Genomic DNA, 23,434 nt, shown 5'->3' with positions numbered 1-23,434 from the left:
TGTGCTCCCTTATGCGCTGACGCTGTGATATTTCATGCCGTCGCTCTGGATCGCCGGACGGCGCGACTGGCCGATCGCCACACGGGCGCGCTGCGCGGCGAGTTGTTCGCGCAACCAGGTGTACCAGGCTTCCATGCCCAGATCCTTGCGCGCCGACAGCCGCATCACCGGTGCCGGGTTGGCGAGATTGCGCAGGTGCGCTTCGGCCTTGTCCGGGTCGAAATCGTCGAGCACCGCCAGCAGGTCGGTCTTGGTCAGCAGCATGGCGTCGGCCGCGCGGAACATCACCGGATACTTGGCCGGCTTGTCGTCGCCTTCGGTGACCGAAAGCAGGGTGACGTTGAGGTGCTGGCCGAGGTCGAAGCTGGCGGGGCAGACCAGATTGCCGACGTTCTCGATGAACAGGAGGTCGACGCCGTCGAGCGTCATGTGATGCAGCGCGTCGTGCACCAGATGCGCGTCGAGGTGGCAGGCGGTGCCGGTGACGATCTGGTGCGCCTGCACGCCCTTGGCGCGGATGCGCTCGGCGTCGTTCTCGGTTTCGAGATCGCCCTCGATCACGGCGCAGGTGAATTCGTCTTTCAGCGCGACGAGCGTGGCTTCGAGCAGCGCGGTCTTGCCGGAACCGGGCGAGGACATCAGGTTGATTGCGAGGATGCCGCGCGTATCGAAATGTGCGCGGTTGTGCGCGGCCTGGTCGTCGTTCTTGGCCAGCAGGCCTTTCAGCACCGAGACGGCGGTCGCGCCCTTGGCGACGGGCTTGAACGCGAGGTGTTTGTTGCCGGGGGTGAGGTTGCAGCCGCAGGTGTCACACATTTGGGTGGGGAGGCGTAAGGGGTGAGGGGTGAGCGGTACTTGTCTCCAGCTCGACGCTTTCCAGCAGCAGTTCGTCGCCGGAGATGACCTGGGTGTGCCAGTCGCCGCAGGCGCCGCAGATCAGGCGGTTCATCGCGGCTTCGGTCTCGGCGCCACAGGTCTGACAGTGCACTTTGATCGGCGCAGTCACCAGGTCGAGCACGGCGCGTTCCATGCGGCTGCCGGCGGCGGCGAGCGGAAAGGCGCTGCCGAGCAGTTCCGGCACGACGCCGGCGAGCGGGCCGATGCGCACGCGGATCAGCGATGCGGCGGTGGCGTTGTGCTGATCGATCACGGCATCCACCTGTTCGACCAGCGCTTGGGCGACGGCGAGTTCATGCACCCCCCACCTCCATGGCCTGGGCCTCCAGGATCTGGTCGAGCAATTCCCAAGTTGTACGCGCGTCGGATTCAGCTATCTTCTGGATGGCGTAGCCGACATGCACCATGACGTAATCCCCGATTGCCGGCGGCTCGTCCTGCATCATGAACAGGCTGACGTCGCGCCACACGCCTTTGGCCTGGCAGCGGGCGGTAAAGCCGTCTATGGTTTCAATCTGCATGGGGATGGCAAGGCACATGGCGGGCAACCTGTAACACTGTCGAATCAGTATATGTGATTTGTCGCGCAGGGGAAGATTCCGGCGTGTTACGGAATTATTTTGAAAATCAAATACTTGAGTGAATCACTTGGTTGTTATTCAGACTTCGCGCGTATAGATTGAAGGCATGAAGACACTTGTGCTTGGCATCGGCAATACCCTGCTTACCGACGAAGGTGTGGGGGTGCATGTGCTGCAGGCGCTCGGGCCTTTGCTTGAGGATTGCGCCGATGTGACCCTGCTCGATGGCGGTACGCTGTCCTTCACCCTGGCAGGGCCGATCGAGGAGGCCGACGCGCTGATCGTCGTCGATGCCGCCAACATCCAGTCGCCTCCGGGTGCATGGATTCTGCTGGAAGGAGAGGCGATGGACGCATTCCTGATGGGCAATCGCAAATCCACGGTTCACGAAGTGGGGCTGACCGATCTGCGCGTCATCGCGATCTTGGCGGGGCACTGGCCGGAGAGGCGGGCGCTGCTGGCGATCCAGCCCGATGTGGTCGACTGGGGCGAATACCCCACGCCCGCGGTGGCCGCTGCCATCCCGCCTGCCTGCACCGCCATTCAAAAGCTGATCGGGGAGTGGCGCCATGTCGCTTGAAGCCATCCCGATCCACGTCATCACGCACGCCCCCTCTGAACCCGGACTGAGTGGCAATGCGCCGCCGCTGCTGCGCGAGATTTCCGAACTGCTGCAGCGCCTGCTGGATAGCGGCGAAAGCGCCGCCATCGATTTGTCCGCCCTGCCGCTGACGCCCGCCGATCTCGACTGGCTGCAGGCCATCCTGGGGGCGGGCGAGATCGCTATCACCCTGCAGGCCAGCGGCGAATCGACGCTGAGCGAAACAGCTTGCCCCGGCGTCTGGTGGGTCACGCATCGCAATGAAAACGGGGCAGTGACCTCGCAGTTTATCGAGGTGGCTTTCATCCCCGAACTGGCGAAGGCCCATCCCCTGGATGTCGCAATCGGCCGGGAGCAGCTTGAGTTGCTGATATCCGACCTCTAAGGTGAATTCGAACGTAGTCGTGTAATAAGTCAGGAGACGCGCATCATGCAGGGTCCATTGATCGACACACTCGTACGGCAAGGCGTCAGCCGCCGTACCTTTCTCAAATACTGCGCCACCCTGGCCTCGATGATGGCGCTGCCGCCGACGGCCGGGCGGGCGATGGCCGAGGCGATGGCCGCCTCCAGACGCCCCTCGGTGATCTGGCTGCCATTCCAGGAATGCACCGGCTGCACCGAATCGATCACGCGTTCGCATTCGCCCACCATCGAGGGCATGATTTTCGACATGATTTCGCTCGACTATCAGGAAACCCTGATGGCCGCGGCAGGCTTTCAGGCCGAGGAAGCGCTGCACAACGCGATGAAGGACAATTTCGGCAAATACCTGCTGATCATCGACGGCTCGATCCCGCTGGGAGTGGACGGTGCGTATTCCTGCATCGCCGGGCGTTCCAATCTGGATTTGCTGAAGGACGCAGCCAAGGGCGCAGCCGCCATCGTCGCCATGGGCTCCTGCGCGTCTTACGGCGGCATTCCGAAAGCCAATCCGAATCCGACCGGCGCGGTGTCGGTGTCCGACATCATCAAGGACAAACCCATCGTCAACATTCCCGGCTGCCCGCCCATCCCGGTGGTAATGACCGGCGTGCTGGCGCATTACCTTACCTTCGGCAGCCTGCCTGAGCTCGACGACAAGGGCCGCCCCAAGGCCTTCTATGGAGAAACCATCCACGACCGCTGCTATCGCCGCCCGTTCTACGACCAGGGAAAATTTGCCAAGACCTTCGACGACGAAGGCGCGCGCAACGGCTGGTGCCTGTTCGAACTCGGTTGCAAGGGACCGGTGACCTATAACGCCTGCGCCACCACCAAATGGAATGGCGGCACCTCGTGGCCGGTGGAATCCGGCCACGGCTGCCTCGGCTGCTCGGAGCCGGATTTCTGGGATGCGGGCAGCTTCTACAAGGCGTTATCGACGCCGGCCAACCCACTCAAACTTGCAGCCACTGCAACGGTGGTGGGGGCCGCTGCCGGGGTGGCGGTCAGCTTCGCCAACCGCGCCAAAAAGGATGCCGCCAAGAAGGCGCATCAACCCGTCACCCTGGCCGATCTGGAGAAATGAGCATGAACGACCTGCAATTTCTGACCTGGGTACGCGGCCCCGGCCTCGATATCGCCGTGGGCATTTTCGTGCTGGGCGTGCTGTGGCGCCTGTTCGAGATCTACTCGCTCGGCCGCAAGCCGGACCTCGCCGCGCCGCGCCATGCTGACGGCGCGTCCGGCCTGCACACCGTGTTCCGCCGTTCGCTGCCGCCGCATGGCATGTTGAAGCGCTCGCCGGTGAGCTACATCGGCGGCTACATCTTCCACATCGGTCTGGCCATCGTGGTGTTCGGCTTCGCGCCGCACATCCTGCTGGTCAAAAATCTCACCGGCGTGTCGTGGCCCGGATTGCCGTCGCAGTTCGTCGACCTGGCGGCGGTGGTGACGATGGCGGCGATGGTGGTGGTGCTGTTCGACCGTTTCAACAAGCCGGTCAAGCGCTTTCTGTCCACTTTCGAGGACTGGTTCACCTGGGCGGTGACTTTCCTGCCGGTGCTGACGGGCTGGATGGCGGTGCAGCATCTGCTGCTGCCTTACACCCTGATGTTGGCGCTGCACATTCTGTCGGTGGAAATCCTGCTGGTGGTGCTGCCTTTCACCAAGCTGTTCCACGTCTTCACGCTATTCGGCTCGCGCTGGTTCAACGGTAAGGCCAATGCACACAAGGGAGTGCCGGTATGAGCGCCTCACTCGACAAAGTCACGCAAACCCTCAAGGAAGTTATCGACGCGCCCATCGCCAGCTATTTCGAAAGCTGCGTGCATTGCGGCCTGTGCGCCGAGGCCTGCCTGTTCTACACCGAAACCGGCGATCCAAAATACACGCCGATCCATAAGGTGGAGCCGCTGCGCCGCGTCTACGAGCAGGAATACACGCTGCTCGGGCGGCTGAAGAAAATGGTCGGGCTGTCGAAGCCGATCACCCACGAAGAGCTCGACCAGTGGCAGGAGTTGGTCTATGACAGCTGCACGCTGTGCGGACGCTGTTCGCTGATCTGCCCGGTGGGCAACGACATCACCTACATGGTCCGCAAATTCCGCGAGGGCATGGCGGTGTCCGGCCATGTGCCGGACGGCATCCGCGGCGCCACCAAGCGCACGGTCGAGATCGGCGGACCGATGGGCCTCAAGTGGCCGGCGGTCGCCAACGTGCTGAAGAAGGCCGAAGAGGCCACCGGCCTGCCGATCCCGGTCGATCAGGCGGGCGTCGATTATCTGGTGCTGCTGTCGTCGATGGAGATCGTCAACTATCCGGAATACATCGAGGCGCTGGCCAAGATCTTCAACAAGGCGGGGATCAGCTTCACCCTGGCCTCCGACGCCTTCGAGGCGACCAACGCCGGCATCCAGATCGGCGCGTCCGACATCGCCAAGGTGATCGTCACGCGCATCGTCGATGCCGCTGAACGGCTCAAGGTCAAATATGTGCTGTCGCCCGAATGCGGCCATGCCTACACGGCGATCCGCTGGGAAGGCCCCAATCTGATCGGCCGCCCCTACCAGTTCGAGGTGGTGCACGTGCTGGAACTGCTCGATGGCCTGCGCCAGAAGGGCGTGCTGAAGGTGAAGAACAAGTTCAAGGACCCGCTGATCCTGCACGATCCCTGCCAGATCGTGCGGCGCGGCGGTGTGCTGCAGGCGCCCGAGGCGTTGATCCGCGAGGTGGCGGAAAACTTCATCCCGGTGGCCGACCAGCAGAAATGGAACTGGTGCTGCGGCGGCGGCGGCGGGGCGTCGGCGATCCACACCGAGACGGCGGAAGCGCTGCGCGCCAAGGTCTTCCAGATCAAGAAGCGGCAGATCGAGGACGCGGGCGTCGGCACCATGGTGACCTTCTGCGCCAACTGCCGCATCGTGATGGAAGAGGCCCTCGACCATTACGAGATGAATACCAAGCTGCTCGGCCTGACCGAACTGCTGGCCGAACACCTGGAGGATTGAGCACATGAGTACAGCACAACGCGTCGTCGTTGACCCCATCACCCGCATCGAGGGCCATCTGCGCATCGAGGCGGAAACCGACGTCGACGGCAGGATTACCAGCGCCTATTCCGCCGGCACCATGGTGCGCGGCATCGAGATCATCCTGCGCGGGCGCGACCCGCGCGACGCCTGGGCTTTCGCCCAGCGCATCTGCGGGGTGTGCACCTTGGTGCACGGTATCGCCTCGGTACGCTCGGTCGAGGATGCGCTGCATCGCGCCATTCCCAGCTACAGCATTCCGCAGAACGCCGAGCTGATCCGCAACCTGATGATCGCGGCACAATACGTGCACGACCACGTGATGCATTTCTATCACCTGCACGCGCTCGACTGGGTCGACGTGGTGTCGGCGCTGAAGGCCGACCCCAAGGCCACTTCCACCCTGGCGCAAAGCCTGTCGAGTTATCCGCGGTCGTCGCCGGGCTACTTCGCCGACGTGCAGAAGAAGGTGAAGACTTTCGTCGAGCAAGGCCAGCTCGGTATTTTTTCCAATGCCTACTGGGGTCATCCCGCCTACAAACTGCCGCCGGAAGCCAATCTGATGGCGGTGGCGCATTACCTCGATGCGCTCGCCTGGCAGCGCGACGTGGTCAAGCTGCACGCCATTTTCGGCGGCAAGAACCCGCACCCCAACTTCGTGGTCGGCGGCGTGCCATCGGCCATATCGGTGCACACCAGCGGCGGCGGCCAGGATGCCACTGCGCTCAATATCGTGGGTCTGCAGACGGTGCAGAACGTCATCAAGCAGATGCGCGAGTTTGTCGATCAGGTCTATCTGCCGGACACCCTGGCGATTGCCGGCTTCTACAAGGACTGGGGCGGGCGCGGCGAGGGCCTCGGCAATTTCCTGTCGTTCGGCGATCTGCCGTCGAAAGGCTTTTGGGACACCGATTCCTTCCTCATCCCGCGCGGCGTCATCCTTAACCGCGACCTGAGCAAAGTTCACCCGATCGACCTCGATGCGGACAACGAGATCCAGGAGTTCGTCAGCCACTCCTGGTACAAGTACAGCCAGGGCGATGCCCAAGGTCTGCATCCGTTCAAGGGCGAGACCGAGCTCAACTACACCGGGCCGAAGCCGCCTTACGAACACCTCAATGTGGACCAGAAATATTCCTGGATGAAATCGCCGCGCTGGCAGGGCAAGTCGATGGAAGTCGGCCCGCTGGCCCGCGTGCTGATGATGTACGCCAGCGGCAACGAACAGGCGAAGGAACTGGTGGGCGTCACGCTGAAAACGCTCGATGTGCCGGTCGATGCGCTGTTCTCGACGCTGGGCCGCACTGCGGCGCGCACGCTGGAATCGAAGATCATCGCCGACGCCATGCAGGGCTGGTACGACCAGCTCATCGCCAACATCAAGGCGGGCGATGTGCGCACGTTCAACGACCAGTACTGGGAACCGTCGACCTGGCCCAAACACATGCAGGGCGTCGGCCTGATGGAAGCGCCGCGCGGCGGGCTGTCGCACTGGATCGTCATCGACGACGCCAAGATCAGCAACTACCAGGCGGTGGTGCCGAGTACCTGGAACGCCGGTCCGCGCGATGCAAAAGGCCAGCCCGGCGCCTACGAAGCCGCGCTGCAGGACAACCACGTGATGGCCGACCCGAAACAGCCGATCGAGATCCTGCGCACCATCCACTCCTTCGACCCCTGCATCGCCTGCGCGGTGCACGTGACCGACCCGGACGGCGAGGAACTGGTGCAGGTGAAGATCAAGTAATCCGCCCGCGCATTTGAATTCTGGAGACCACGAATGAAACACATGAATCCTGTACGCACGCTCGTCCTGGGCGCCCTCTGTCTGGTCGCGGGCAGCGCATCCGCGCATACCGGCAGCCATGCGGTGACCGGTTTTGTCAGCGGCTTGAGCCATCCGCTGTTCGGACTGGATCATTTGCTCGCGATGATCGCGATCGGACTGTGGGCGGCGCAGCAGGGCGGGCGCGCAGTGTGGGCGGTGCCGGCCGCGTTTGTCGGCGCGATGGTGTTGGGCGGCGGACTCGCCTTGGCGGGTTGGGTGCTGCCGCAGGCCGAAACCGGCATAGCCGTCTCGGTGCTGGTGCTGGGCTTGCTGATCGCCACGCAGCGCCAATGGGCCGTGCTGGCCGGCATGGCGATTGCCGCGGGGTTTGCGGTTTTTCACGGCTACGCCCATGGGCTCGAAATGCCGCAAGCCGCCTCGCCCATGTTGTATGCCCTGGGCTTTGTGCTGGCGACGGCTTGCCTGCATGGCGTCGGTATCGCCGGCAGCCTGATCGGGCGCTATGCCATGCAGCTGGCAGGCGCCGCGATTGCGGCCAGCGGTCTGGCAATGCTGTTCGGAATGTGAACGGTGGACGATCAGCTGCAGCGCCTGCTGGAAGCCGAAGCCCGTGCACAAGCGGTGATCGACGCTGCCGGCATTGAACGCCAGCGCATTATCGACGATGCACTGGAGGCGGTGCGCACTGCCGAGGCGCGCTTCGACGCCCGTCGTGCCGAACTGCGGGCGCCTTACCTGAACGAGGCGCACGGGCGCGCCGATCAGGCCGTGGCCGAAATCAGCCGCAAATACGGCGAGCGTCAGCGCAGCCTGCGTGAACTGGCGGCGCGCCACGAAACCGAGGCGGTGAATGCGGCGTTCGCCCTGTTGCTGGATCCTTCCGTATGAGCGTTTGTCCTTGCTGAGCGGACAAGCGGGGTAGGGGGGCTAATGCCCCGCCAATGCCCCGATCCGAACGCGATTTCCCCTCTTCATGTCCGCCTACCTCGATACCCGTGTCAGCCTGTATGCCAGCCGCCTGTGGCAGGACGTGGCGCTCGATGCACTGGTCGCCGCACCGGATGCGGAAATTGCCGGCGCGCTGATGCAGCGCGGCCTGCCGCAGCTGGCGGCAGGCTTCGTCAACCCGGCCGACCGGCAGAATGCCCGCTCGCTGGAGCAGCGCATCATTGCCGAGGTGCTCGACGAGACGCGGGTGCTGATCCGGCCGCTGTCCGGCGATGCGCGCAGTTTTCTGACTTTCTGGACGGCGCGTTTCGAGATTTCCAACGTCAAGACCCTGCTGCGCAGCAAGATGACCGGCGAGCGGCCCGCCGCCGTGCTGGCCCGGCTGACGCCGATGGGCAGCTTCGGCCGGCTCGATATCCAGAATCTGGCGCATGCCGAGGACGTGGGCGAGCTATTGAGACGGCTGGAGGCCGGTCCCTATGCCGACATCGTGCGCCATGCCCGGCGTGCCTTCGAGCAGAGCCATGATCCGTTCAGCCTGGATGCGGCGCTGGATCACGCTTATTACGAAGGCCTGGCCCTGCGCGCGAAACCCCTGGAAGACACGGTGGGTGCGCCGTTCCACACCCTGATGGCCCGGCTCATCGACCGCATCAACCTGGTGTGGCTGCTGCGCTATCGTTTCAATTACAAATTGCCACCGGCACAGGTGTATTACCTGCTGATCGGTTCTCGTTACAGCCTGCCCAGCGCGCGCTTGCAGGAGCTGGCCGCGCTCGACAGCTTGCAGGCTGTGCTGGCTGCCTTGCCCCGGGTCTGGCGGACGCCCTTGTCCGGCGCGGTCGATATTCCCGGGGTGTTCGCCCGCATGGAGCGTCTGGCCGCCAGCGAGGCACAGAAGGTGCTGCGTTCGCGCGCCCCCGCGATTGCGCGCGCGTTCGCCTACCTGATCCTGCGCGAACGCGATCTGCGTGCGCTGCGCGCGGTGCTGCGCGGCCGCCATCTGGGCCTTGCAGCAGGCGACATTCGCCAGGCCTTGCAGCGCGTACCCGAGGCGGCCTGATGCTGCGTACCGAACCCATGCTCAGGATGCATGTGCTGCTGCTGGCCTCCGAAACGCAGGATGCCGCGCTGGAACTGGCGCGCTTCGGTGTGTTCAATCCCGCGCCCTGCAGTCTCGACGCGCTGGCGGAATCGCCCGCCGCCACCTACCGCGAAGCCTGGCTGGAGGCCGAGGCCCGCCTGTCCAAACTGCTGGAACAATGCGGCAATAGCGGCCCGCTGCAGTTGCCTGCTGATGCCGAAGCGCCGGCGCTGGCCGACCTGCAGGAATTGAACGGCTGGCTGAAAGAGGTGTGGACGGCCTGTCTTGCCTGTCACGAAAGCGAAATTCAGGTCGCGGAGGCACGCAGTCATCTCGACGTGCTGGAAGACACGCTCGCCAAACTGGAGCACCTGAATGTCGATCTTGCCCACCTGCTGCGCGCCGACAGCCTGCTGGCACTCAACATCGGCAGCCTGCCGGTGACGGAGCTCAAGCGCGTGACCGAGGCACTGGCGATGACCGGACATCTGGTCACGCGTTTCGATCAGCTTGGCGAGCAGGTGTTTGCGGTCATTGCCGGCCCGCGATCCCGCCAGGCGGAGGTGCGCGGCCTGCTGGCCCAGGCAGGCTGGCGCCAACTGCCGGTGCCGGACGAACTGCGCACGCGCCCGCAGGCAGCCCGCGCCTGGCTCGAAGCCGAGCGCGTCCGGATGGATGCTGAATCGGGCACCACCTGTCAGCTCATGGCCGGTTTGCGCGAGCGTTTCGGCCCGCGTCTGCACGAAGCACGGCTGCGGCTTGCGCTGGCGCGGCCGCTGGCCGAGGCCGCTTTGGCCAGCGTGCGCGGCAAGGGCGGATTGACCGCCCTGTCGGGCTGGGTTCCCCGGCGGCACGTGCATGTGCTGCGCGCCCTGCTGGACACCCGTTTTCATGGGCGGTACTGGCTCGATCTGCGCGAACCCGTCGCGGGAGAACGCGCCGACGTGCCGTCGCTGATGCGCTACCCCGGCTGGCTTCAGCCTTTTATCCCGCTGGTGAAAAGCTATGGGGTGCCGCGCTACGGCGAATTCGACCCGGCTTTGCCATTTGCTTTTGCCTACCTGTTGCTGTTTGGCGCCATGTTTGGCGATGTCGGGCATGGCGCGGTGATCCTGTTGCTGGCTGCCTTTCTGGGCCGGCGCTTCGGGCGTATCGCCTGGGTCGGTGTTGCGGCTGGCGCAGTGTCGATGCTGTTCGGGCTTTTGTACGGCAGCGTCTTTGGTTACGAGGAGGTGATCCGGCCGCTCTGGCAGTCGCCGATGCACGACCCGGTCCGGGTGCTGGGGATAGCGGTGGCCTTCGGCGTCGGCTTTATCGCATTCACCCTGCTGGTCAACACAGGCAACCGATGGGCGGCAGGCCGGACCGCTGCAGCCGTGCTCGATTCGAACGGACTCGCCGGGCTGGTGTTTTTTCTGGGCGCCATCGGTGGACTGGCCAGTCTGGTCGGCGTGCTCGATGTCGCGCTGCCGTTCTGGCTGCTGGCGGGCGCGGGTATCGCTGTCGTGGCGGGCTACAAATGGCACGAGGCGCCGGGCGGGACGGGCGAACGCATCATGGTGACGCTGATCGAGACGCTGGAAATGGCGATCAGCCAGTTTTCCAACACCCTGTCATTCATGCGCGTGGCAGCGTTCAGTCTCAACCACGTGGCGCTGGCACTGGCGGTGTTTACCATCGCCAATGGACTGGAGACGGCCGGTCATGCCGTCGCGATCGTGCTGGGCAATAGCGTGATCATCGTGCTCGAAGGCGGCATCGTCGCCATCCAGGCGCTGAGGCTGATGTATTACGAAGGCTTCTCGCGCTTTTTCAACGGCGATGGCCGGGCGTTCGTGCCCTTGCGGCTGGGTGAGGGGTGAGCGGGAAGCGGTGAGGGGTGAGGGGAAAATTGTGAGCAGTGAGCCGTGGGCGGAGAGGCATTCCGCCTCACCGCTTACCGCTCACCGTTTACCAAAAAAGGAGAAAACATGAACTGGATGATTGCATTGATGAGCCTGCCGGTGGCGGCGACGCTGGGCGCGGGCCTCTGGCTGACGTTCAGGCCGCGGTGCATGCCGACAGCGTGGCTGAAGGGCGGCGTGCTGGCCAATCTTGTCCTGTTCGGACTGGGGCTTGCCGGGGTGATGCTGCTGGGGGTGCAGGAGGTGATGGCGGCCGAACCTGCGGCCGGCGCTGGCGTGGAGATTACGCTGGGCAAGGGGCTGGCGTTGTTGGGCATCGGCCTGCCGACAGGGCTGGCCGCGATCGCCGCTGCCCTCGCGCTGGGTCCGATCGGCTCGGCCTCGCTCGCAGTCATTGCCGAAAAACCCGAGATGTTCGGCCGCACCCTGGTGTATATGGGGCTGGCCGAAGGGATCGCGATTTACGGGCTGGTCATGTCCATCCTGTTGCTCGGCAAACTCTGAGTCGATGCACGGGGCGCATGAAACTGGCAGTGCGCGTCTGGTGGTGCTGGGCAGCGCGGGCCTCGCGGGGGGGTTCAACCTGATCGGCGCCGAAGTGCATGTCGACGCCGATGCAGCCACCGTGGAAATCGTGCTCGAACAACTGGCGCAAAGCGGCGACGCGGCACTGGTGCTGCTGGAAACCCATCTGGCACATGCCGATGGTTACTGGCTGAACCGGCTGCGCAATGAAGGCGGCCGTATCGTCATCACCGAACTGCCCCCTTTGCCGGCGCCGCAGGATTACGCACCGGCGGTGGACGCGGTGGTGCGCGCGGTGCTGGGGCCGGATGCCTTGAAGTAGATGCAAGATTCAGGATGCGAGAAGTGAGATGAGAAGTTGCTTGATTCTTGACTCTTGCCTCTCAAATGTTTTTTTGGAGCAATAAATGGAAGCGGATGCGCAGGTTTCCCAACTCGAACAGGCACTGATCCAGCAGGCCGGGACGCTGGCGCGCGAAGCCTTGCAGAACGCGGAATCCGCGCGTGCACGCATCCTTGCCGAGTCGGCAGACAAGCTGAAGCTTGCGGAAGAACGCGAGATTCTTGTCGCCCGGGTCGAGGCCGAGCGTCTGGTTCGACGGCAAACCCAGGCGGCTGAAACGCGGCTGGCCGCCGAGCTTGACCGGCTGCGCTGGGCGCTCACCGAAGCCACGCTGTCCGCAGTCAAGAGCCGTTTCCATCAACTGGTGCAGGACGAGGCGCGCTATCTCGCGGTACTCGAAGCCTGGTTGGCAGCGGCGGCCCAGGCACTGCCAGCGGGCGAGTTGCTGGCGGAAGTGCGGCCGGAAGATGAAAAACGCTTGTTGCCGCTGTGGGACGACATCAGCGCGCGCGCCGCACCCGGACGCGTGCTCAAGCTGACCAGCCACAGCCAGCCGAGCGAAGGCGGCATCCGCGTGCGGCTGGCGGATAACCGTGCGCAGCTCGATCAGACTTTCGAGGCGCGGCAGGCACGTCTCGCCGACGAGTTGGCACGGGTGACGATGGAGCGCCTGTTCGCCAGCGCACCTGATCTCGGCACGCTCATTCACGGATAGGAACATGGGCAAAATTCTCGAAATCAACGGCCCTCTGGTCAAACTCGAACTGCCGCAGACGGTGATCGGCGAGCAGGTGCGGGTGGGGCGCATGGGGCTGGTCGGCGAAGTGATCGGCCGTGACGGCGACACGGCGCTGGCGCAGCTGTACGAGGACACCGCCGGCCTGCGTCCCGGCGAAGTGGCGGAGGGCCTGGGGTGGCCGCTGTCGGTGGAGCTTGGCCCGGGGCTACTCGGCGCCATTTTCGACGGGGTGCAGCGGCCGCTGCAGGCAGTGTGGGAACAAAGCGGCGACCGCATCGCGCGCGGCGTGGCGGTTCCTGCGCTGCCGCGCGACACCCGCTGGCATTTCGTACCGGAGCCGGCTCGCCAGGCCGGCAGCGCGCTGATCGGCGGCGACGTGCTGGGCAGCGTGCAGGAAACCGAATCGATCCGGCACCGCATCCTGACCCCGCCGCTGATCCGGGGCGAACTGCTGGAACTGGCGCCGGAAGGCGATTACAGCCTGGAAGAAGCGATCGGCCGGGTCAAGCTCGCCGACGGCCGCATAGAAAAACTCTACCTGTTCCATCGTTGGCCGGTGCGCACCCCGCGTCCGTTCAGGCAGCGCGACCATGCGGTGGTGCCGCTGATCACCGGTCAGCGCATCCTCGATACTTTCTACCCGCTGCTCAAGGGCGGCAAGGCGGCGATCCCCGGCCCCTTCGGCGCCGGCAAGACCATGCTGCAGCAACAGATCGCGCGCTGGTGCAATGCCGAAATCGTCATCTACGTCGGCTGTGGCGAGCGCGGCAACGAACTGACCGACGTGCTCGAATCGATGCCCTTGCTGACCGACCCGCACACTGGACGCCCGCTGATGGAACGCACGCTGCTGGTGGCCAACACCTCCAACATGCCGGTGGTCGCGCGCGAAGCGTCGATCTACGTCGGCATCACGATTGCCGAATATTTCCGCGACCAGGGCTACGACGTGGTGATGGTGGCCGATTCGACCAGCCGCTGGGCCGAAGCGCTGCGCGAAGTCGCCGGACGGCTGGGGCAGATGCCGGTGGAGGAAGGTTATCCGGCTTACCTCGGCTCGCGGCTCGCGGCGTTCTACGAGCGCGCCGGGCGGGTGGAAACCTGCGCCGGCGACCACGGTTCGGTGACGCTGATCGGTGCAGTGTCGCCGCCTGGTGGCGACTTCTCCGAACCGGTGACCAGCCACACCAAGGAAATCATCCAGACCTTCTGGGCGCTGTCGAAGGAGCTCGCCGATGCGCGTCATTACCCGGCGGTGGACTGGCTGGAAAGCTTTTCCGGTTACGTGGGTTCGGCTGCCAAGTGGTGGGCGCAACACGTTGATCCGAATTGGGAACGCGATCGCGCCGAAGCGCTGGATTTGCTCGCCGCGTCCGAAGAGTTACAGCGCATCGTCAATCTGGTGGGTGTCGAAGCGCTATCGAGCGAACAGCGCTGGACGCTGGAAGCGGCGGGTCTGATCAAGGAAGGCTTGCTACAGCAGGCGGCCACCGATGAAGTGGACAGCTTCGCTTCGCCGGAAAAACAATATGCGCTGCTGGCAGCACTGCTGGAAATCTATCGCCACGGTCTGAAACTGGTGAAGCTCGGCGCGCCCGCGAGAAGACTGATCCAGATGCCGCTGTTGTCCCAGGCGCGGCGCTGGAAAAGCCAGCACAGCTCGGATGAGCTCGCTGCATTGAAGGCTAAGATTGCCGCCATCCCTGACGCATTCGAGCCACTGCTGCAGGAATACGCGCACCACCCCTCTCCCTTGAGGGGAGAGGGGCAGGGGGAGAGGGTGAGCGCGCAAGCGCCTGGATCGCAAACATGAGATCACTCGACTTCGCCCGCCAACTTCGCACCACGCAGACCGATAGCGAGAGCCTTCTTTGGTTGCACTTACGCGCGCATCGCCTGTCCGGATTGAAATTCCGTCGCCAACAACCCATCGGGGTCTATATCGTGGATTTTCTATGTGCAGACAAGAAGCTGATCGTGGAACTGGATGGCGGGCAGCATCAGGAACGAATTGAATATGACGCGGCTCGCGATGCTTGGCTGAAATCGGAGGGGTATGTGGTGTTGCGTTACTGGAACAACGAGGTGATGGGCAATCTGGAGGAGGTGCTGGAGGATATTGGCCGAATGGCGGGCGTTTTCGCCGAGGCCTCACCCTCTCCCCAACCCCTCTCCCCTCAAGGGAGAGGGGCTAGTACTGCCATCCATGGCGAGGAGAAAAACACTGGCAATGAGCCAATTTCTCCCCTCCCCCTTGAGGGGGGAGGGGCCGGGGGAGAGGGTGGGGCCACGCCATGAAAAATATCGAATTCCGTACCGCCACCTCCGCCCAGGGGGGCCTCGTCGTCATGGGCGGCGTGCCCGGTGTGGCGGCCGGTTCACGCGTGCAATTGCGCGATCATGCGGGACGCATTCGTTCCGGCCTGGTGATCCGCGCGGCCGACGATGCAGTGCTGGTGGAAGTGTTCGAGGGGACCGACGCACTCGATCTGGAAAATACCTGGGTGCGCTTCCTCGACGAGCCGTTCAAGCTGCCGCTGTCGCGCGACATCATGGGCCGCGTATTCAACGGTTCAGGTCTGCCGCGCGACGGCCGGCCGCCGATCATTTCCGCCGACCGCCGCGACATCAATGGCGAGCCGCTCAATCCGGCGGCGCGCGCTTATCCGCGCGAATTTATCCAGACCGGCATTTCCGCCATCGACGGCATGAATTCGCTGACGCGCGGACAGAAGCTGCCGATCTTTTCCGGCGGCGGGCTGCCGCACAACCGGGTGGCGGCGCAGATCGTGCGCCAGGCTAGGCTGCTGGGCGAGGAGGCCGCCGAATTTGTGGTGGTGTTCGCCGCCTTTGGCGCCTCGCACGCCGACGCGCGCTTTTTCCAGGAAAGTTTCGAGGAAAGCGGGGTGCTGAACAAGGTGGTGATGTTCCTCAACCTGGCCGACGAGCCGGTGATCGAACGCCTGCTGACCCCGCGCGCCGCGCTCACCGCCGCCGAATACCTGGCCTTCGACCTCGACTACCACGTGCTGGTGGTGATGACCGACATGACCGCCTACGCCGAAGCGTTGCGCGAAGTGGCGGTGCTGCGCGGCGACGTGCCGGCGCGCAAGGGCTATCCGGGTTATCTGTATTCCGATCTCGCCGAGCTTTACGAGCGGGCCGGGCGCATCAAGAACCGGCGCGGCTCGATCACCATGATCCCGGTGCTGTCGATGCCGTCCGACGACATTACCCACCCGATCCCCGACCTCACCGGCTACATCACCGAAGGACAGATCGTGCTCGGGCGCGAGCTCGCCAACCAGGGCGTGTACCCGCCGGTGACCGTGTTGCCGTCCCTGTCACGATTGATGAAGGACGGCATCGGCAAGAACTTCACCCGCGAGGATCACCCGCACGTCGCCAGCCAGCTGTTTTCCAGTTATGCCAAAGCGCTGGAAGTAAGGGGGCTGGCTGCCATCATCGGCGCCGAGGAATTGAGTGACGCCGACCGCCGTACCCTGGAATTTGCCGACGCCTTCGAGCGCCGTTTCATCGGCCAGGGCGAGGACGAGGACCGCAGCATCCATGAAACGCTTAATCTCGCCTGGGATCTGTTGTCGATGCTGCCGCCGGACACGTTGATCCGTGTTTCGGAAGTCGAGCTGGCGAAGTATCACAAGGGGGCAGCGTGAAACGGGTGAGCAGTGAGCGGGTAGGGGGGAGCGGAAGCCCCAATCTCGGTGCCGCCCTTTCCGCTCACCGCTCACCGCTTACCCTTCACCAACAATGAAAAAACGCCTCTCCGTTCCGCCGACCAAAAGCGCGTTGCTGCAGGTGGGCCGCCAGGCACGCTTCCTGGATCAGGGCCGGCAGATGCTGGAGAAAAAACGCGACTTGCTGACCCGCCTGGTGTACGAGCGGCTGGCGCAATACCGCGAGCTGCGCGCGCAGACCCAGCGTGAACTCACCGAGGCCTATCACTGGCTTGGCATCGTGCAGATGCGCATGGGCGAACAGATGCTGCATCAGGCATCGGTAGGGCTGAAACAGGCGGTGACGATCAAAGTGGTGGCGCGTTCCAGCGTCGGCGTCGAATACCCCAGCGTGACGGCCGAACCGCTGCCTTTGCAGCCCGTGGGACTGATGTGGACCGACGTCAGTTTCGACGAAGCGCGTCTGTGCCTGCGCGATTTGACCGTCACGCTGGCACGGCTGGGCGAGGCGGAAAATGCGTTGTGGCGTTTGCTGGCCGCCAGCCGCAAGACGCAGAAACGCGTCAACGCGCTGAAGTACAACATCATCCCGCGCTACCAGGCGACGGTGCAGCACATCCGCGCTGCGCTGGAAGAAGACGAGCGCAATACGCTGTTCCAGATCAAGGTGCTGCGGGCGCGTCAGTAACCGGTCTGCGCGGCATGTCGGGCGGCATGGCGTCGTTGGCCTCGATGCCGTAGGGCTCGAAGTCGTATTGCGCCGGCTGGATTCGCGCCAGGCTTTCGTCGAGGCTGGGGGCACCCACACTGACAGGCATGGGCACAACACGCTTGGCATCGATCGCCTGTTCCACGCGCTTCCAGTCGACCGGCGCATCGTGAATGGCCAGCGCATCCATCGCCTGTGCGAGCAGGCTGACCTGGCTTTCGGGATAACCATCGACGGGTTCGAACACGCTGAGATACAGCTGCCCGTCACGTGCGCCGGCCAGCACCGCCTGGTTGATGAAGCGCACCGGCGTGCCGACCGCAATCTGCGCAAAGAAATCGGCGGCATGCTCGGGATACAGATGCAGGCAGCCGTGACTGACGCGCATGCCCACGCCCCATGGGCGGTTGGTGCCGTGGATGAAAATCTTTGCGAAGCCGGTTTCCAGGGCCAGCATGCCCATGGGATTGTTGGGACCGGGCGGAAAATATTCCGGAAAATCCAGCTCGCCCTGGCTGTGTTGTTCCGCCTGGATGCTTTTGGGCACGAACCAGGCAGGGTCCTTGTGCTTGCCGGTGATGCGGGTGGTGCCCAGCGGCGTCGGCCAGCCCGGGCGTGCAATTCCGATCGGGAACGTCACCACGGTCGCCGGCTGCTTGCCCGTGCGGCGGGGAAAATAGAACAGCCGTCGCTGCGGGATGTTGACGATGATGCCGGTCCAGGGCGGGGGCGGCAGGATGAATTGGCCGGGCACGACGATCGGGGTGCCTTCACCTGGCAGCCAGACCGAAACGCTGGGGTTGGCGAGGGTGATTTCCTCGTAGCCGAGCTCATAATGTCGGCCAATGTCCAGCAGGGTATTGCGGGCGTCGGCGGTCACGACCTGCAGCTGTCCGACGATATTGCTGCCATCGGTGGGCAGCACAAAGGTCGCGCTCCGGGCGGGGGAAATCCAACATGCAAGCAGCAGAATATGCAGACTGAAAAGTATTCGCACCGCGTTTGCTGCGCCTGGAAGGCATGGCATTTTCATCGTCAAATCACGCAAGCCCTCAAACATGGGCTCGTCGCCCTGATTGTCGCAGCCAGCTTGTGGGCGCCCGCAGCCAGCTGGGCTCAGGCGCCGCAGCCCTGGATTCAGGTGGATACCCGGACGCTGACCCTGACGGTTTTTTCCGCCGGCAATCAAGTCCTGGCCCGTTTCAGCAATATTTCCATCGGCAGCGGCGGCGCTGCCGAAATCCATCGCCGCGGCGACGAAACCACGCCGCTCGGTGTTTTCCACGTAGCCTGGGTCGATCGCCACAGCCGTTACGGCACCTTCTACGGTTTCGATTATCCTTCGGAGGCCATCGCCCGCCGCGCCCATGCCGAAGGCAGCATCAGTCAAGCGCAGCGCGATGCCATCATCGAGGCCCTGCAGCAGCATCGCGTTCCGCCCCAGAACACCCCGCTTGGCGGCCGCCTGGGCATTCATGGCCTCGGCAACGGCGACCCCGATATCCATCGAGCCGTCAACTGGACCGACGGTTGCGTGGCATTGACCAATCCGCAAATCCGGCAGCTTGCGCGCTGGGTGCGCATCGGCACCCGGGTCGTCGTCAACTGAAGCCGGCCGGCCTGCTGCATCACGCAGGCCTGACTGCTACTTCTGCATCGTCTTCTTGAACATGCGGTCGATTTTCTCGGCCAGCCTGTCGACTTCGGCTTTTGCCGCATCGGCCGTCGCTTTGGCTTCGGCGGCCGTCGACTCGGCAGCGGCGGCAGAGGTTTTTGCCTGATCCGCTTTCTGCGATGCCTGGGCGGCGTCTGCCTTGGCTGCACTGGCGCTGGCGCTGGCTTCATTGGCCTTGCTTAATGCGCTGTCTGCCGTGGCTTGCGCCCGGGTCACGCTATCGGTTGAGGCGCATCCGCCCAGCAATGCAACAAAAAGTGCCGAAGCAGCCAGCAGGGAAAGGGATTGGTACGAGCGTGCCTGTTTCATGATGGACTCCGATTTGAGTTGGCTGGGAAATCACGCACGACCTCTGTGAGGCATAGGGCTGGACCGTGCGATCCTGAGTATCGATCATGGGATCAATTCGAACACTGTCTAATAAAACTAGACGAGTTCGGCATGGAAGTGAAGGTACGACAGCACGCGGCCGCAATTTTGGCTGGCGCTAAAGAATGGAGCCAATAAAAAAGCGCCCCGAAAGGCGCTTGATTATTGAATGTTGGCGGAGAGGGTGGGATTCGAACCCACGGTGAACTTGCGCTCACGCCTGATTTCGAGTCAGGTACATTCGACCACTCTGCCACCTCTCCGGGACGCGCATTGTACCCGAGCCGGGCGCTTTACTGGACGAAAAAATCACTCTCGTTCAGACTGCGTGCATGCCCCTGATAAAAATAACGGGATTGTTCGGGAGACTGGCTGCACTGGTGCTGATTGTCGCACTGGCTGGCTGCGGTCGTCCCGCGCCTGCGCCGGAGACAACCGGCGTGTTGCAGGCAGGGGTGCGCAATTCACCGACAACGTATTTTGTGGCGCCCGACGGTGAGCCGGCCGGGTTCGAGCACGATCTGCTGGTGGCGTTTGCCCGGTCACAGGACTGGTCGATCGAGTGGACCGAAGAGCCGCATCCCAATGATTTGTTCGAGCTGCTTGACGCCCATCGCATCAATCTCGCGGCAGCGGCGTTGCCGCGCGCGGTGGTCCGGGATCGCCACCTGATCGCGGGGCCGATTCTGTTCGAGTCGCCGGTGCATATCGTGACCCGCGCCGGCGAGAGGCCGCCGCGCAACGTGGCCCAATTGGCGGGTAAAAAAGTTGCGCTGATCATTGGATCCGGCCACAGCCCGATGTTGATGCGGCTGAAGCGCAAGCATCCCAAGCTGAGCTGGGCCGCGCTGGAAAACGTCTGGCCTGAGGAATTGCTGGTGCAGTTGCAAGCGGGCAAATACGACGCGGTGGTGATCAACGGCATGGATTTCGACCCGATGCGCCATGTCTACCCGGAACTTGGGGTGGCGTTCGATCTGCCCGACAAGCAGCAGATCGTCTGGGCCCTGCCGAAAACCAGTTCGCAAGCGCTGCGCAACGGGCTGGCGCGCTTTATCGAAAAGGCGCGCGCGGATGGCACGATCAAGCGCATTTACGAACGCTATTTTGGCCATCTCAAACGGCTCGACAGCAGCGACATTCTCGGCATTCTGGAGCGCCGCCCGACGCGCCTGCCCGGGCTGCGGCGACATTTCCAGGAAGCGCAAACGCTGACCGGAATCGACTGGCGACTGCTGGCCGCGATCGGTTATCAGGAATCGCAGTGGAACGCGTTCGCCACCTCGCCGACCGGGGTGCGCGGTCTGATGATGCTGACCGGGGAAACCGCCGATCGCATGGGAGTGAGCGACCGCCTGGATGCGCGGCAGAGCATTCTGGGGGGCGCGCGTTATCTGGTGATGATGAAAGAAGCCCTGCCGCCCCGGATTCCCGAGCCGGACCGCACCTGGCTCGCGCTGGCCGCGTATAACCAGGGTCAGGGCCACATGGAGGATGCGCGCCGCATCACGCAGGCGCGCAAGGGCAGTCCCGACAGCTGGGCGGACGTGAAAGAAGCTCTGCCTTACCTGAGCCGGGGCACCTATGCCGCGGCGATGAAATACGGCTATGCGCGCGGCGGCGAAGCGCTGCATTTTGCCGAGAACATCCGCAGCTATTACGACATCCTGCTGCGGCTGGAGCCGGAGTACAAACCCCTGTTCAATCTGGGCCGGCGCAGCGACGCGGACGCGTCGCCGGGTTAATCCAACCAATGCAGCGACGCTGACGCGCCGCCGGGGTGATCCCGTTCAGGGTTCAAGCGGGCGTGAGCTGTTCGATGCCGCCCATCCACGGCCGCAAGGCTTCCGGCACGGTCACGCTGCCGTCGGCGTTCTGGTAGTTCTCCAGCACTGCCACCAGCGTGCGTCCCACCGCCAGCCCCGATCCGTTCAGCGTATGCAGCAATTCCGGCTTGCCCTGGCCGACGCGGAAGCGCGCCTGCATCCGCCGCGACTGGAAAGTCTCGAAGTTGGAGCAGGAAGAAATTTCGCGATAGGTGTTCTGCGCCGGCAACCACACTTCGAGGTCGTAGGTCTTGGCCGCCGAAAAACCCATGTCGCCGCTGCACAAGGCCATTTTCCGGTAGGGCAGGCCGAGCTTTTGCAGAATCGTTTCGGCGTGCGCGGTCAGCGCTTCGAGCGCGGCATAGGAATCTTCCGGGCGTACCATCTGCACCAGCTCCACCTTGTCGAACTGGTGCTGGCGGATCATGCCGCGCGTATCGCGGCCGTAGGAACCCGCCTCCGAGCGGAAGCAGGGCGTGTGCGCGACGAAGCGCAGCGGCAGGCTTTCCGCAGCGACGATTTCGTCGCGCAGCAGGTTGGTCACCGGGACTTCGGCGGTGGGGATGAGGTAGAGCTTTTCGGCGTCGGTACGAGGGACGTGGAACAGGTCTTCCTCGAACTTCGGCAGTTGCCCGGTGCCGCGCATCGAGTCGGCGTTCACCAGATAGGGCACGTAGACCTCGGTGTAGCCGTGCTCGGCGGTATGGGTGTCGAGCATGAACTGCGCCAGCGCCCGGTGCAGCCGCGCCAGGCCGCCGCGCATCACCGAAAAGCGGCTGCCGGTGATTTTGACTGCGGCGGCGAAATCGAGCTGGCCCAGGCTTTCGCCGATGTCGACGTGGTCGCGCACGGCGAAGTCGAAGTTGCGCGGCGTGCCCCAGCGGCTGACTTCGACGTTGGCGGTTTCGTCCTTGCCGGGAGCGACCGATTCGTGCGGCAGGTTAGGCACGCCCATCAGGAAGTCGTTGATCTCGGTTTGCAGCGCCGCCAGCCGTTCTTCCAGCTGCTTGAGTTCGTCACCCAGTCCCGCCACTTCGGCCATCACCGCCGTGGTGTCTTCGCCCTTGCCCTTCATCATGCCGATCTGTTTCGACATGCTGTTGCGATGGCTTTGCGCTTCCTGGGTGCGGGTCTGGATGGTTTTGCGCTCGGCTTCCAGCGCGTCGAAACGCGCGGCATCGAAGGCAAAGCCGCGCGCCGCGAGGCGCTCGGCGACAAGGGCTGCGTCTTTGCGCAGCAGCTGGATATCAAGCATGGGAGTAGGGAGGAAGCGCCAAAACCGCTATTTTCCACGATAGCCGCCGCCTGCGGCTAGGGGGCGCCGAATTTTGCGCAGGCAGTGACGCATTTCACCCGCCCAAGCGCCCCTGCGCATGCCATGGGATTATGGTTATGATTGCGCAAACCCTGTCTATATATGTCCTGCCGCCATGTCCCAGCCCCACACCGCCGTCCTGCTGATTTCCTGCCCCGACCAGAAAGGCCTGGTAGCCGCGATTGCGGAATTCCTGCTGCGCCACGATGCCAACATCCTGCACGCCGACCAGCACCAGGATGCCGAGCTGAAGCTGTTTCTGATGCGGGTGGAATGGGATCTGCATGGCTTCCAGCTGGCGCTGGACGCGTTTTCTGCGGCATTCCAGCCCATCGCCGAACGCTTCGGGATGACCTGGCGCCTCGCCGAATCCAGCCGCAAGCCCCGGCTGGCCGTGTTCGTGTCCAAGTTCGATCATTGCCTGGCCGATCTGCTGTATCGCTACCAGAGCGGCGAACTGCACTGCGAGCTGCCGATCATCGTGTCCAACCACGAAGACACGCGCTGGCTGGCCGAGGCGTACCACATTCCCTATCAGTATCTGGAAGTGAAAAAGGACGCCAAGCATGAAACCGAGCAGATCCAGCTGGCGATCCTGCGCGACCAGAAAATCGATTTCATCGTGCTGGCGCGCTACATGCAGGTGCTGTCACCCGAGTTCATCCGGCATTACCCCAACCGCATCATCAACATCCACCATTCTTTCCTGCCGGCTTTCCACGGCGCCAAGCCCTACCACCGCGCCTTCGAGCGCGGCGTCAAACTGATCGGCGCCACGGCGCACTACGTCACCGAAACCCTCGACGACGGCCCCATCATCGAGCAGGACGTGGCGCGCATGTCGCATCGCGACAGCCTCGGCGACCTCATCAACAAGGGCGCCGATCTGGAAAAGGTGGTGCTGTCGCGCGCGGTGAAATGGCATCTGGACAACCGCGTGCTGGTGTACGCCAACAAGACGGTCGTGTTCGACTGAGGA

At 63.8% G+C, this 23,434-nt stretch carries 26 protein-coding genes and 1 tRNA gene; 20 read left to right on the top strand and 7 right to left on the bottom strand.

The window, feature by feature from the left end; all coding sequences use genetic code 11:
* Window positions 1-9: 9 nt before the first annotated feature.
* The 3 genes from hypB to IV098_RS11315 are packed head-to-tail and all read right to left on the bottom strand — an operon-like array spanning window position 10 to window position 1,436.
* Window positions 10-816 (bottom strand): hydrogenase nickel incorporation protein HypB, encoded by an 807-nt coding sequence (hypB, locus tag IV098_RS11325; RefSeq protein WP_296889171.1) that lies wholly within the window; start codon window positions 814-816, stop codon window positions 10-12.
* Window positions 809-1,198 (bottom strand): hydrogenase maturation nickel metallochaperone HypA, encoded by a 390-nt coding sequence (locus IV098_RS11320; protein ID WP_296889169.1) that lies wholly within the window; start codon window positions 1,196-1,198, stop codon window positions 809-811. The genes hypB and IV098_RS11320 overlap by 8 nt, the downstream gene beginning before the upstream one ends.
* Window positions 1,191-1,436, bottom strand: coding sequence for a HypC/HybG/HupF family hydrogenase formation chaperone (locus IV098_RS11315; protein WP_296889167.1), 246 nt, complete (start codon window positions 1,434-1,436; stop codon window positions 1,191-1,193). The genes IV098_RS11320 and IV098_RS11315 overlap by 8 nt, the downstream gene beginning before the upstream one ends.
* A 148-nt stretch (window positions 1,437-1,584) precedes the next feature.
* On the opposite strand from IV098_RS11315, the gene IV098_RS11310 reads away from it, so the two are divergent.
* The 17 genes from IV098_RS11310 (at window position 1,585) to IV098_RS11230 (ending at window position 17,249) form a co-directional block, all read left to right on the top strand.
* Entirely contained in the window at window positions 1,585-2,058 is a 474-nt protein-coding gene (locus IV098_RS11310; protein WP_296889165.1) for a hydrogenase maturation protease, read from the top strand.
* On the top strand, window positions 2,048-2,464 hold the full coding sequence (locus IV098_RS11305) for a hydrogenase expression/formation C-terminal domain-containing protein (protein WP_296889163.1): 417 nt from the start codon (window positions 2,048-2,050) through the stop codon (window positions 2,462-2,464). The genes IV098_RS11310 and IV098_RS11305 overlap by 11 nt, the downstream gene beginning before the upstream one ends.
* 45 nt (window positions 2,465-2,509) lie before the next feature.
* The gene (locus tag IV098_RS11300; protein WP_296889161.1) at window positions 2,510-3,589 is read left to right on the top strand and encodes a hydrogenase small subunit; all 1,080 of its coding nucleotides are present in this window, start codon (window positions 2,510-2,512) and stop codon (window positions 3,587-3,589) included.
* 2 nt (window positions 3,590-3,591) lie between these two features.
* Entirely contained in the window at window positions 3,592-4,251 is a 660-nt protein-coding gene (locus tag IV098_RS11295; protein ID WP_296889159.1) for a hypothetical protein, read from the top strand.
* A complete protein-coding gene (locus IV098_RS11290; protein ID WP_296889157.1) occupies window positions 4,248-5,510 on the top strand; it encodes a (Fe-S)-binding protein in 1,263 nt (420 codons plus the stop codon). The genes IV098_RS11295 and IV098_RS11290 overlap by 4 nt, the downstream gene beginning before the upstream one ends.
* A gap of 4 nt (window positions 5,511-5,514) precedes the next feature.
* Window positions 5,515-7,278, top strand: coding sequence for a nickel-dependent hydrogenase large subunit (locus IV098_RS11285; RefSeq protein WP_296889155.1), 1,764 nt, complete (start codon window positions 5,515-5,517; stop codon window positions 7,276-7,278).
* A 42-nt stretch (window positions 7,279-7,320) separates the two neighbouring features.
* A complete protein-coding gene (locus IV098_RS11280) occupies window positions 7,321-7,887 on the top strand; it encodes a HupE/UreJ family protein (protein ID WP_296889153.1) in 567 nt (188 codons plus the stop codon).
* Window positions 7,888-7,890: 3 nt separating this feature from the next.
* Complete coding sequence (locus tag IV098_RS11275) at window positions 7,891-8,208, top strand: hypothetical protein (RefSeq protein ID WP_296889151.1); 318 nt, start codon at window positions 7,891-7,893, stop codon at window positions 8,206-8,208.
* Between the two features lie 85 nt (window positions 8,209-8,293).
* The gene (locus IV098_RS11270) at window positions 8,294-9,331 is read left to right on the top strand and encodes a V-type ATPase subunit (protein WP_296889149.1); all 1,038 of its coding nucleotides are present in this window, start codon (window positions 8,294-8,296) and stop codon (window positions 9,329-9,331) included.
* Window positions 9,331-11,214, top strand: a complete 1,884-nt coding sequence (locus IV098_RS11265) for a V-type ATPase 116kDa subunit family protein (RefSeq protein ID WP_296889147.1) — start codon at window positions 9,331-9,333, stop codon at window positions 11,212-11,214. The genes IV098_RS11270 and IV098_RS11265 overlap by 1 nt, the downstream gene beginning before the upstream one ends.
* Window positions 11,215-11,322: 108 nt before the next feature.
* Window positions 11,323-11,760 (top strand): ATP synthase subunit C, encoded by a 438-nt coding sequence (locus IV098_RS11260; protein ID WP_296889145.1) that lies wholly within the window; start codon window positions 11,323-11,325, stop codon window positions 11,758-11,760.
* 4 nt (window positions 11,761-11,764) lie between these two features.
* Window positions 11,765-12,103 (top strand): V-type ATP synthase subunit F, encoded by a 339-nt coding sequence (locus IV098_RS11255; protein WP_296889143.1) that lies wholly within the window; start codon window positions 11,765-11,767, stop codon window positions 12,101-12,103.
* Between the two features lie 85 nt (window positions 12,104-12,188).
* Entirely contained in the window at window positions 12,189-12,839 is a 651-nt protein-coding gene (locus IV098_RS11250; RefSeq protein WP_296889141.1) for a V-type ATP synthase subunit E, read from the top strand.
* A gap of 4 nt (window positions 12,840-12,843) precedes the next feature.
* On the top strand, window positions 12,844-14,676 hold the full coding sequence (locus tag IV098_RS11245) for a V-type ATP synthase subunit A (RefSeq protein ID WP_296889139.1): 1,833 nt from the start codon (window positions 12,844-12,846) through the stop codon (window positions 14,674-14,676).
* A complete protein-coding gene (locus IV098_RS11240) occupies window positions 14,673-15,161 on the top strand; it encodes an endonuclease domain-containing protein (RefSeq protein ID WP_296889137.1) in 489 nt (162 codons plus the stop codon). The genes IV098_RS11245 and IV098_RS11240 overlap by 4 nt, the downstream gene beginning before the upstream one ends.
* Entirely contained in the window at window positions 15,158-16,540 is a 1,383-nt protein-coding gene (locus tag IV098_RS11235; protein WP_296889134.1) for a V-type ATP synthase subunit B, read from the top strand. Before IV098_RS11240 ends, IV098_RS11235 begins: the two co-directional genes overlap by 4 nt.
* A gap of 94 nt (window positions 16,541-16,634) precedes the next feature.
* On the top strand, window positions 16,635-17,249 hold the full coding sequence (locus IV098_RS11230; RefSeq protein ID WP_296889133.1) for a V-type ATP synthase subunit D: 615 nt from the start codon (window positions 16,635-16,637) through the stop codon (window positions 17,247-17,249).
* Here IV098_RS11230 and IV098_RS11225 read toward each other — a convergent pair.
* Window positions 17,224-18,195, bottom strand: coding sequence for a L,D-transpeptidase family protein (locus IV098_RS11225; RefSeq protein WP_296889131.1), 972 nt, complete (start codon window positions 18,193-18,195; stop codon window positions 17,224-17,226). The genes IV098_RS11230 and IV098_RS11225 overlap by 26 nt on opposite strands.
* 48 nt (window positions 18,196-18,243) lie before the next feature.
* Here IV098_RS11225 and IV098_RS11220 point away from each other — a divergent pair, with 48 nt between their 5' ends.
* Entirely contained in the window at window positions 18,244-18,879 is a 636-nt protein-coding gene (locus tag IV098_RS11220) for a L,D-transpeptidase (RefSeq protein ID WP_296889130.1), read from the top strand.
* Between the two features lie 36 nt (window positions 18,880-18,915).
* On the opposite strand, the gene IV098_RS11215 is transcribed toward IV098_RS11220, so the two are convergent.
* Both IV098_RS11215 and IV098_RS11210 read right to left on the bottom strand, forming a co-directional pair.
* The gene (locus tag IV098_RS11215; RefSeq protein ID WP_296889129.1) at window positions 18,916-19,254 is read right to left on the bottom strand and encodes an alanine-zipper protein; all 339 of its coding nucleotides are present in this window, start codon (window positions 19,252-19,254) and stop codon (window positions 18,916-18,918) included.
* Window positions 19,255-19,487: 233 nt separating this feature from the next.
* Window positions 19,488-19,577: transfer RNA gene (locus IV098_RS11210), tRNA-Ser, on the bottom strand.
* A gap of 69 nt (window positions 19,578-19,646) precedes the next feature.
* Here IV098_RS11210 and mltF point away from each other — a divergent pair.
* Window positions 19,647-21,059 carry a membrane-bound lytic murein transglycosylase MltF gene (mltF, locus tag IV098_RS11205; protein WP_296889128.1) on the top strand — a complete coding sequence of 471 codons (1,413 nt, stop codon included), beginning with the start codon at window positions 19,647-19,649 and terminating at the stop codon, window positions 21,057-21,059.
* Between the two features lie 52 nt (window positions 21,060-21,111).
* Here the strand turns inward: mltF and serS are convergent, their stop codons facing one another.
* Window positions 21,112-22,395, bottom strand: a complete 1,284-nt coding sequence (serS, locus tag IV098_RS11200) for a serine--tRNA ligase (RefSeq protein ID WP_296889127.1) — start codon at window positions 22,393-22,395, stop codon at window positions 21,112-21,114.
* 175 nt (window positions 22,396-22,570) lie between these two features.
* Between serS and purU the strand changes: the two genes are divergently transcribed.
* On the top strand, window positions 22,571-23,431 hold the full coding sequence (purU, locus tag IV098_RS11195) for a formyltetrahydrofolate deformylase (protein ID WP_296889125.1): 861 nt from the start codon (window positions 22,571-22,573) through the stop codon (window positions 23,429-23,431).
* Window positions 23,432-23,434 lie beyond the last annotated feature (3 nt).

Source organism: Thiobacillus sp., from assembly GCF_018780105.1.
Taxonomy (GTDB): Bacteria; Pseudomonadota; Gammaproteobacteria; order Burkholderiales; family Thiobacillaceae; genus Thiobacillus.
Note: the sequence above shows the minus strand (reverse complement) of the source record. Positions and strands in the feature narration are given on the sequence as shown.

Excerpts from the sequence above, each read along its gene's own strand:
- IV098_RS11295 (WP_296889159.1), top strand. The coding sequence starts at position 3,592 with ATGAACGACCTGCAATTTCTGACCTGGGTACGCGGCCCCGGCCTCGAT.
- IV098_RS11235 (WP_296889134.1), top strand. The coding sequence starts at position 15,158 with ATGAAAAATATCGAATTCCGTACCGCCACCTCCGCCCAGGGGGGCCTC.
- IV098_RS11310 (WP_296889165.1), top strand. The coding sequence starts at position 1,585 with ATGAAGACACTTGTGCTTGGCATCGGCAATACCCTGCTTACCGACGAA.
- IV098_RS11305 (WP_296889163.1), top strand. The coding sequence starts at position 2,048 with ATGTCGCTTGAAGCCATCCCGATCCACGTCATCACGCACGCCCCCTCT.
- IV098_RS11300 (WP_296889161.1), top strand. The coding sequence starts at position 2,510 with ATGCAGGGTCCATTGATCGACACACTCGTACGGCAAGGCGTCAGCCGC.
- IV098_RS11270 (WP_296889149.1), top strand. The coding sequence starts at position 8,294 with ATGTCCGCCTACCTCGATACCCGTGTCAGCCTGTATGCCAGCCGCCTG.
- IV098_RS11250 (WP_296889141.1), top strand. The coding sequence starts at position 12,189 with ATGGAAGCGGATGCGCAGGTTTCCCAACTCGAACAGGCACTGATCCAG.
- IV098_RS11240 (WP_296889137.1), top strand. The coding sequence starts at position 14,673 with ATGAGATCACTCGACTTCGCCCGCCAACTTCGCACCACGCAGACCGAT.
- IV098_RS11220 (WP_296889130.1), top strand. The coding sequence starts at position 18,244 with ATGCAGACTGAAAAGTATTCGCACCGCGTTTGCTGCGCCTGGAAGGCA.
- IV098_RS11255 (WP_296889143.1), top strand. The coding sequence starts at position 11,765 with ATGCACGGGGCGCATGAAACTGGCAGTGCGCGTCTGGTGGTGCTGGGC.
- serS (WP_296889127.1), bottom strand. The coding sequence starts at position 22,395 with ATGCTTGATATCCAGCTGCTGCGCAAAGACGCAGCCCTTGTCGCCGAG.
- IV098_RS11230 (WP_296889133.1), top strand. The coding sequence starts at position 16,635 with ATGAAAAAACGCCTCTCCGTTCCGCCGACCAAAAGCGCGTTGCTGCAG.
- purU (WP_296889125.1), top strand. The coding sequence starts at position 22,571 with ATGTCCCAGCCCCACACCGCCGTCCTGCTGATTTCCTGCCCCGACCAG.
- IV098_RS11280 (WP_296889153.1), top strand. The coding sequence starts at position 7,321 with ATGAATCCTGTACGCACGCTCGTCCTGGGCGCCCTCTGTCTGGTCGCG.
- IV098_RS11265 (WP_296889147.1), top strand. The coding sequence starts at position 9,331 with ATGCTGCGTACCGAACCCATGCTCAGGATGCATGTGCTGCTGCTGGCC.
- hypB (WP_296889171.1), bottom strand. The coding sequence starts at position 816 with ATGTGTGACACCTGCGGCTGCAACCTCACCCCCGGCAACAAACACCTC.
- IV098_RS11315 (WP_296889167.1), bottom strand. The coding sequence starts at position 1,436 with ATGTGCCTTGCCATCCCCATGCAGATTGAAACCATAGACGGCTTTACC.
- IV098_RS11245 (WP_296889139.1), top strand. The coding sequence starts at position 12,844 with ATGGGCAAAATTCTCGAAATCAACGGCCCTCTGGTCAAACTCGAACTG.
- IV098_RS11215 (WP_296889129.1), bottom strand. The coding sequence starts at position 19,254 with ATGAAACAGGCACGCTCGTACCAATCCCTTTCCCTGCTGGCTGCTTCG.
- IV098_RS11290 (WP_296889157.1), top strand. The coding sequence starts at position 4,248 with ATGAGCGCCTCACTCGACAAAGTCACGCAAACCCTCAAGGAAGTTATC.
- mltF (WP_296889128.1), top strand. The coding sequence starts at position 19,647 with ATGCCCCTGATAAAAATAACGGGATTGTTCGGGAGACTGGCTGCACTG.
- IV098_RS11260 (WP_296889145.1), top strand. The coding sequence starts at position 11,323 with ATGAACTGGATGATTGCATTGATGAGCCTGCCGGTGGCGGCGACGCTG.
- IV098_RS11285 (WP_296889155.1), top strand. The coding sequence starts at position 5,515 with ATGAGTACAGCACAACGCGTCGTCGTTGACCCCATCACCCGCATCGAG.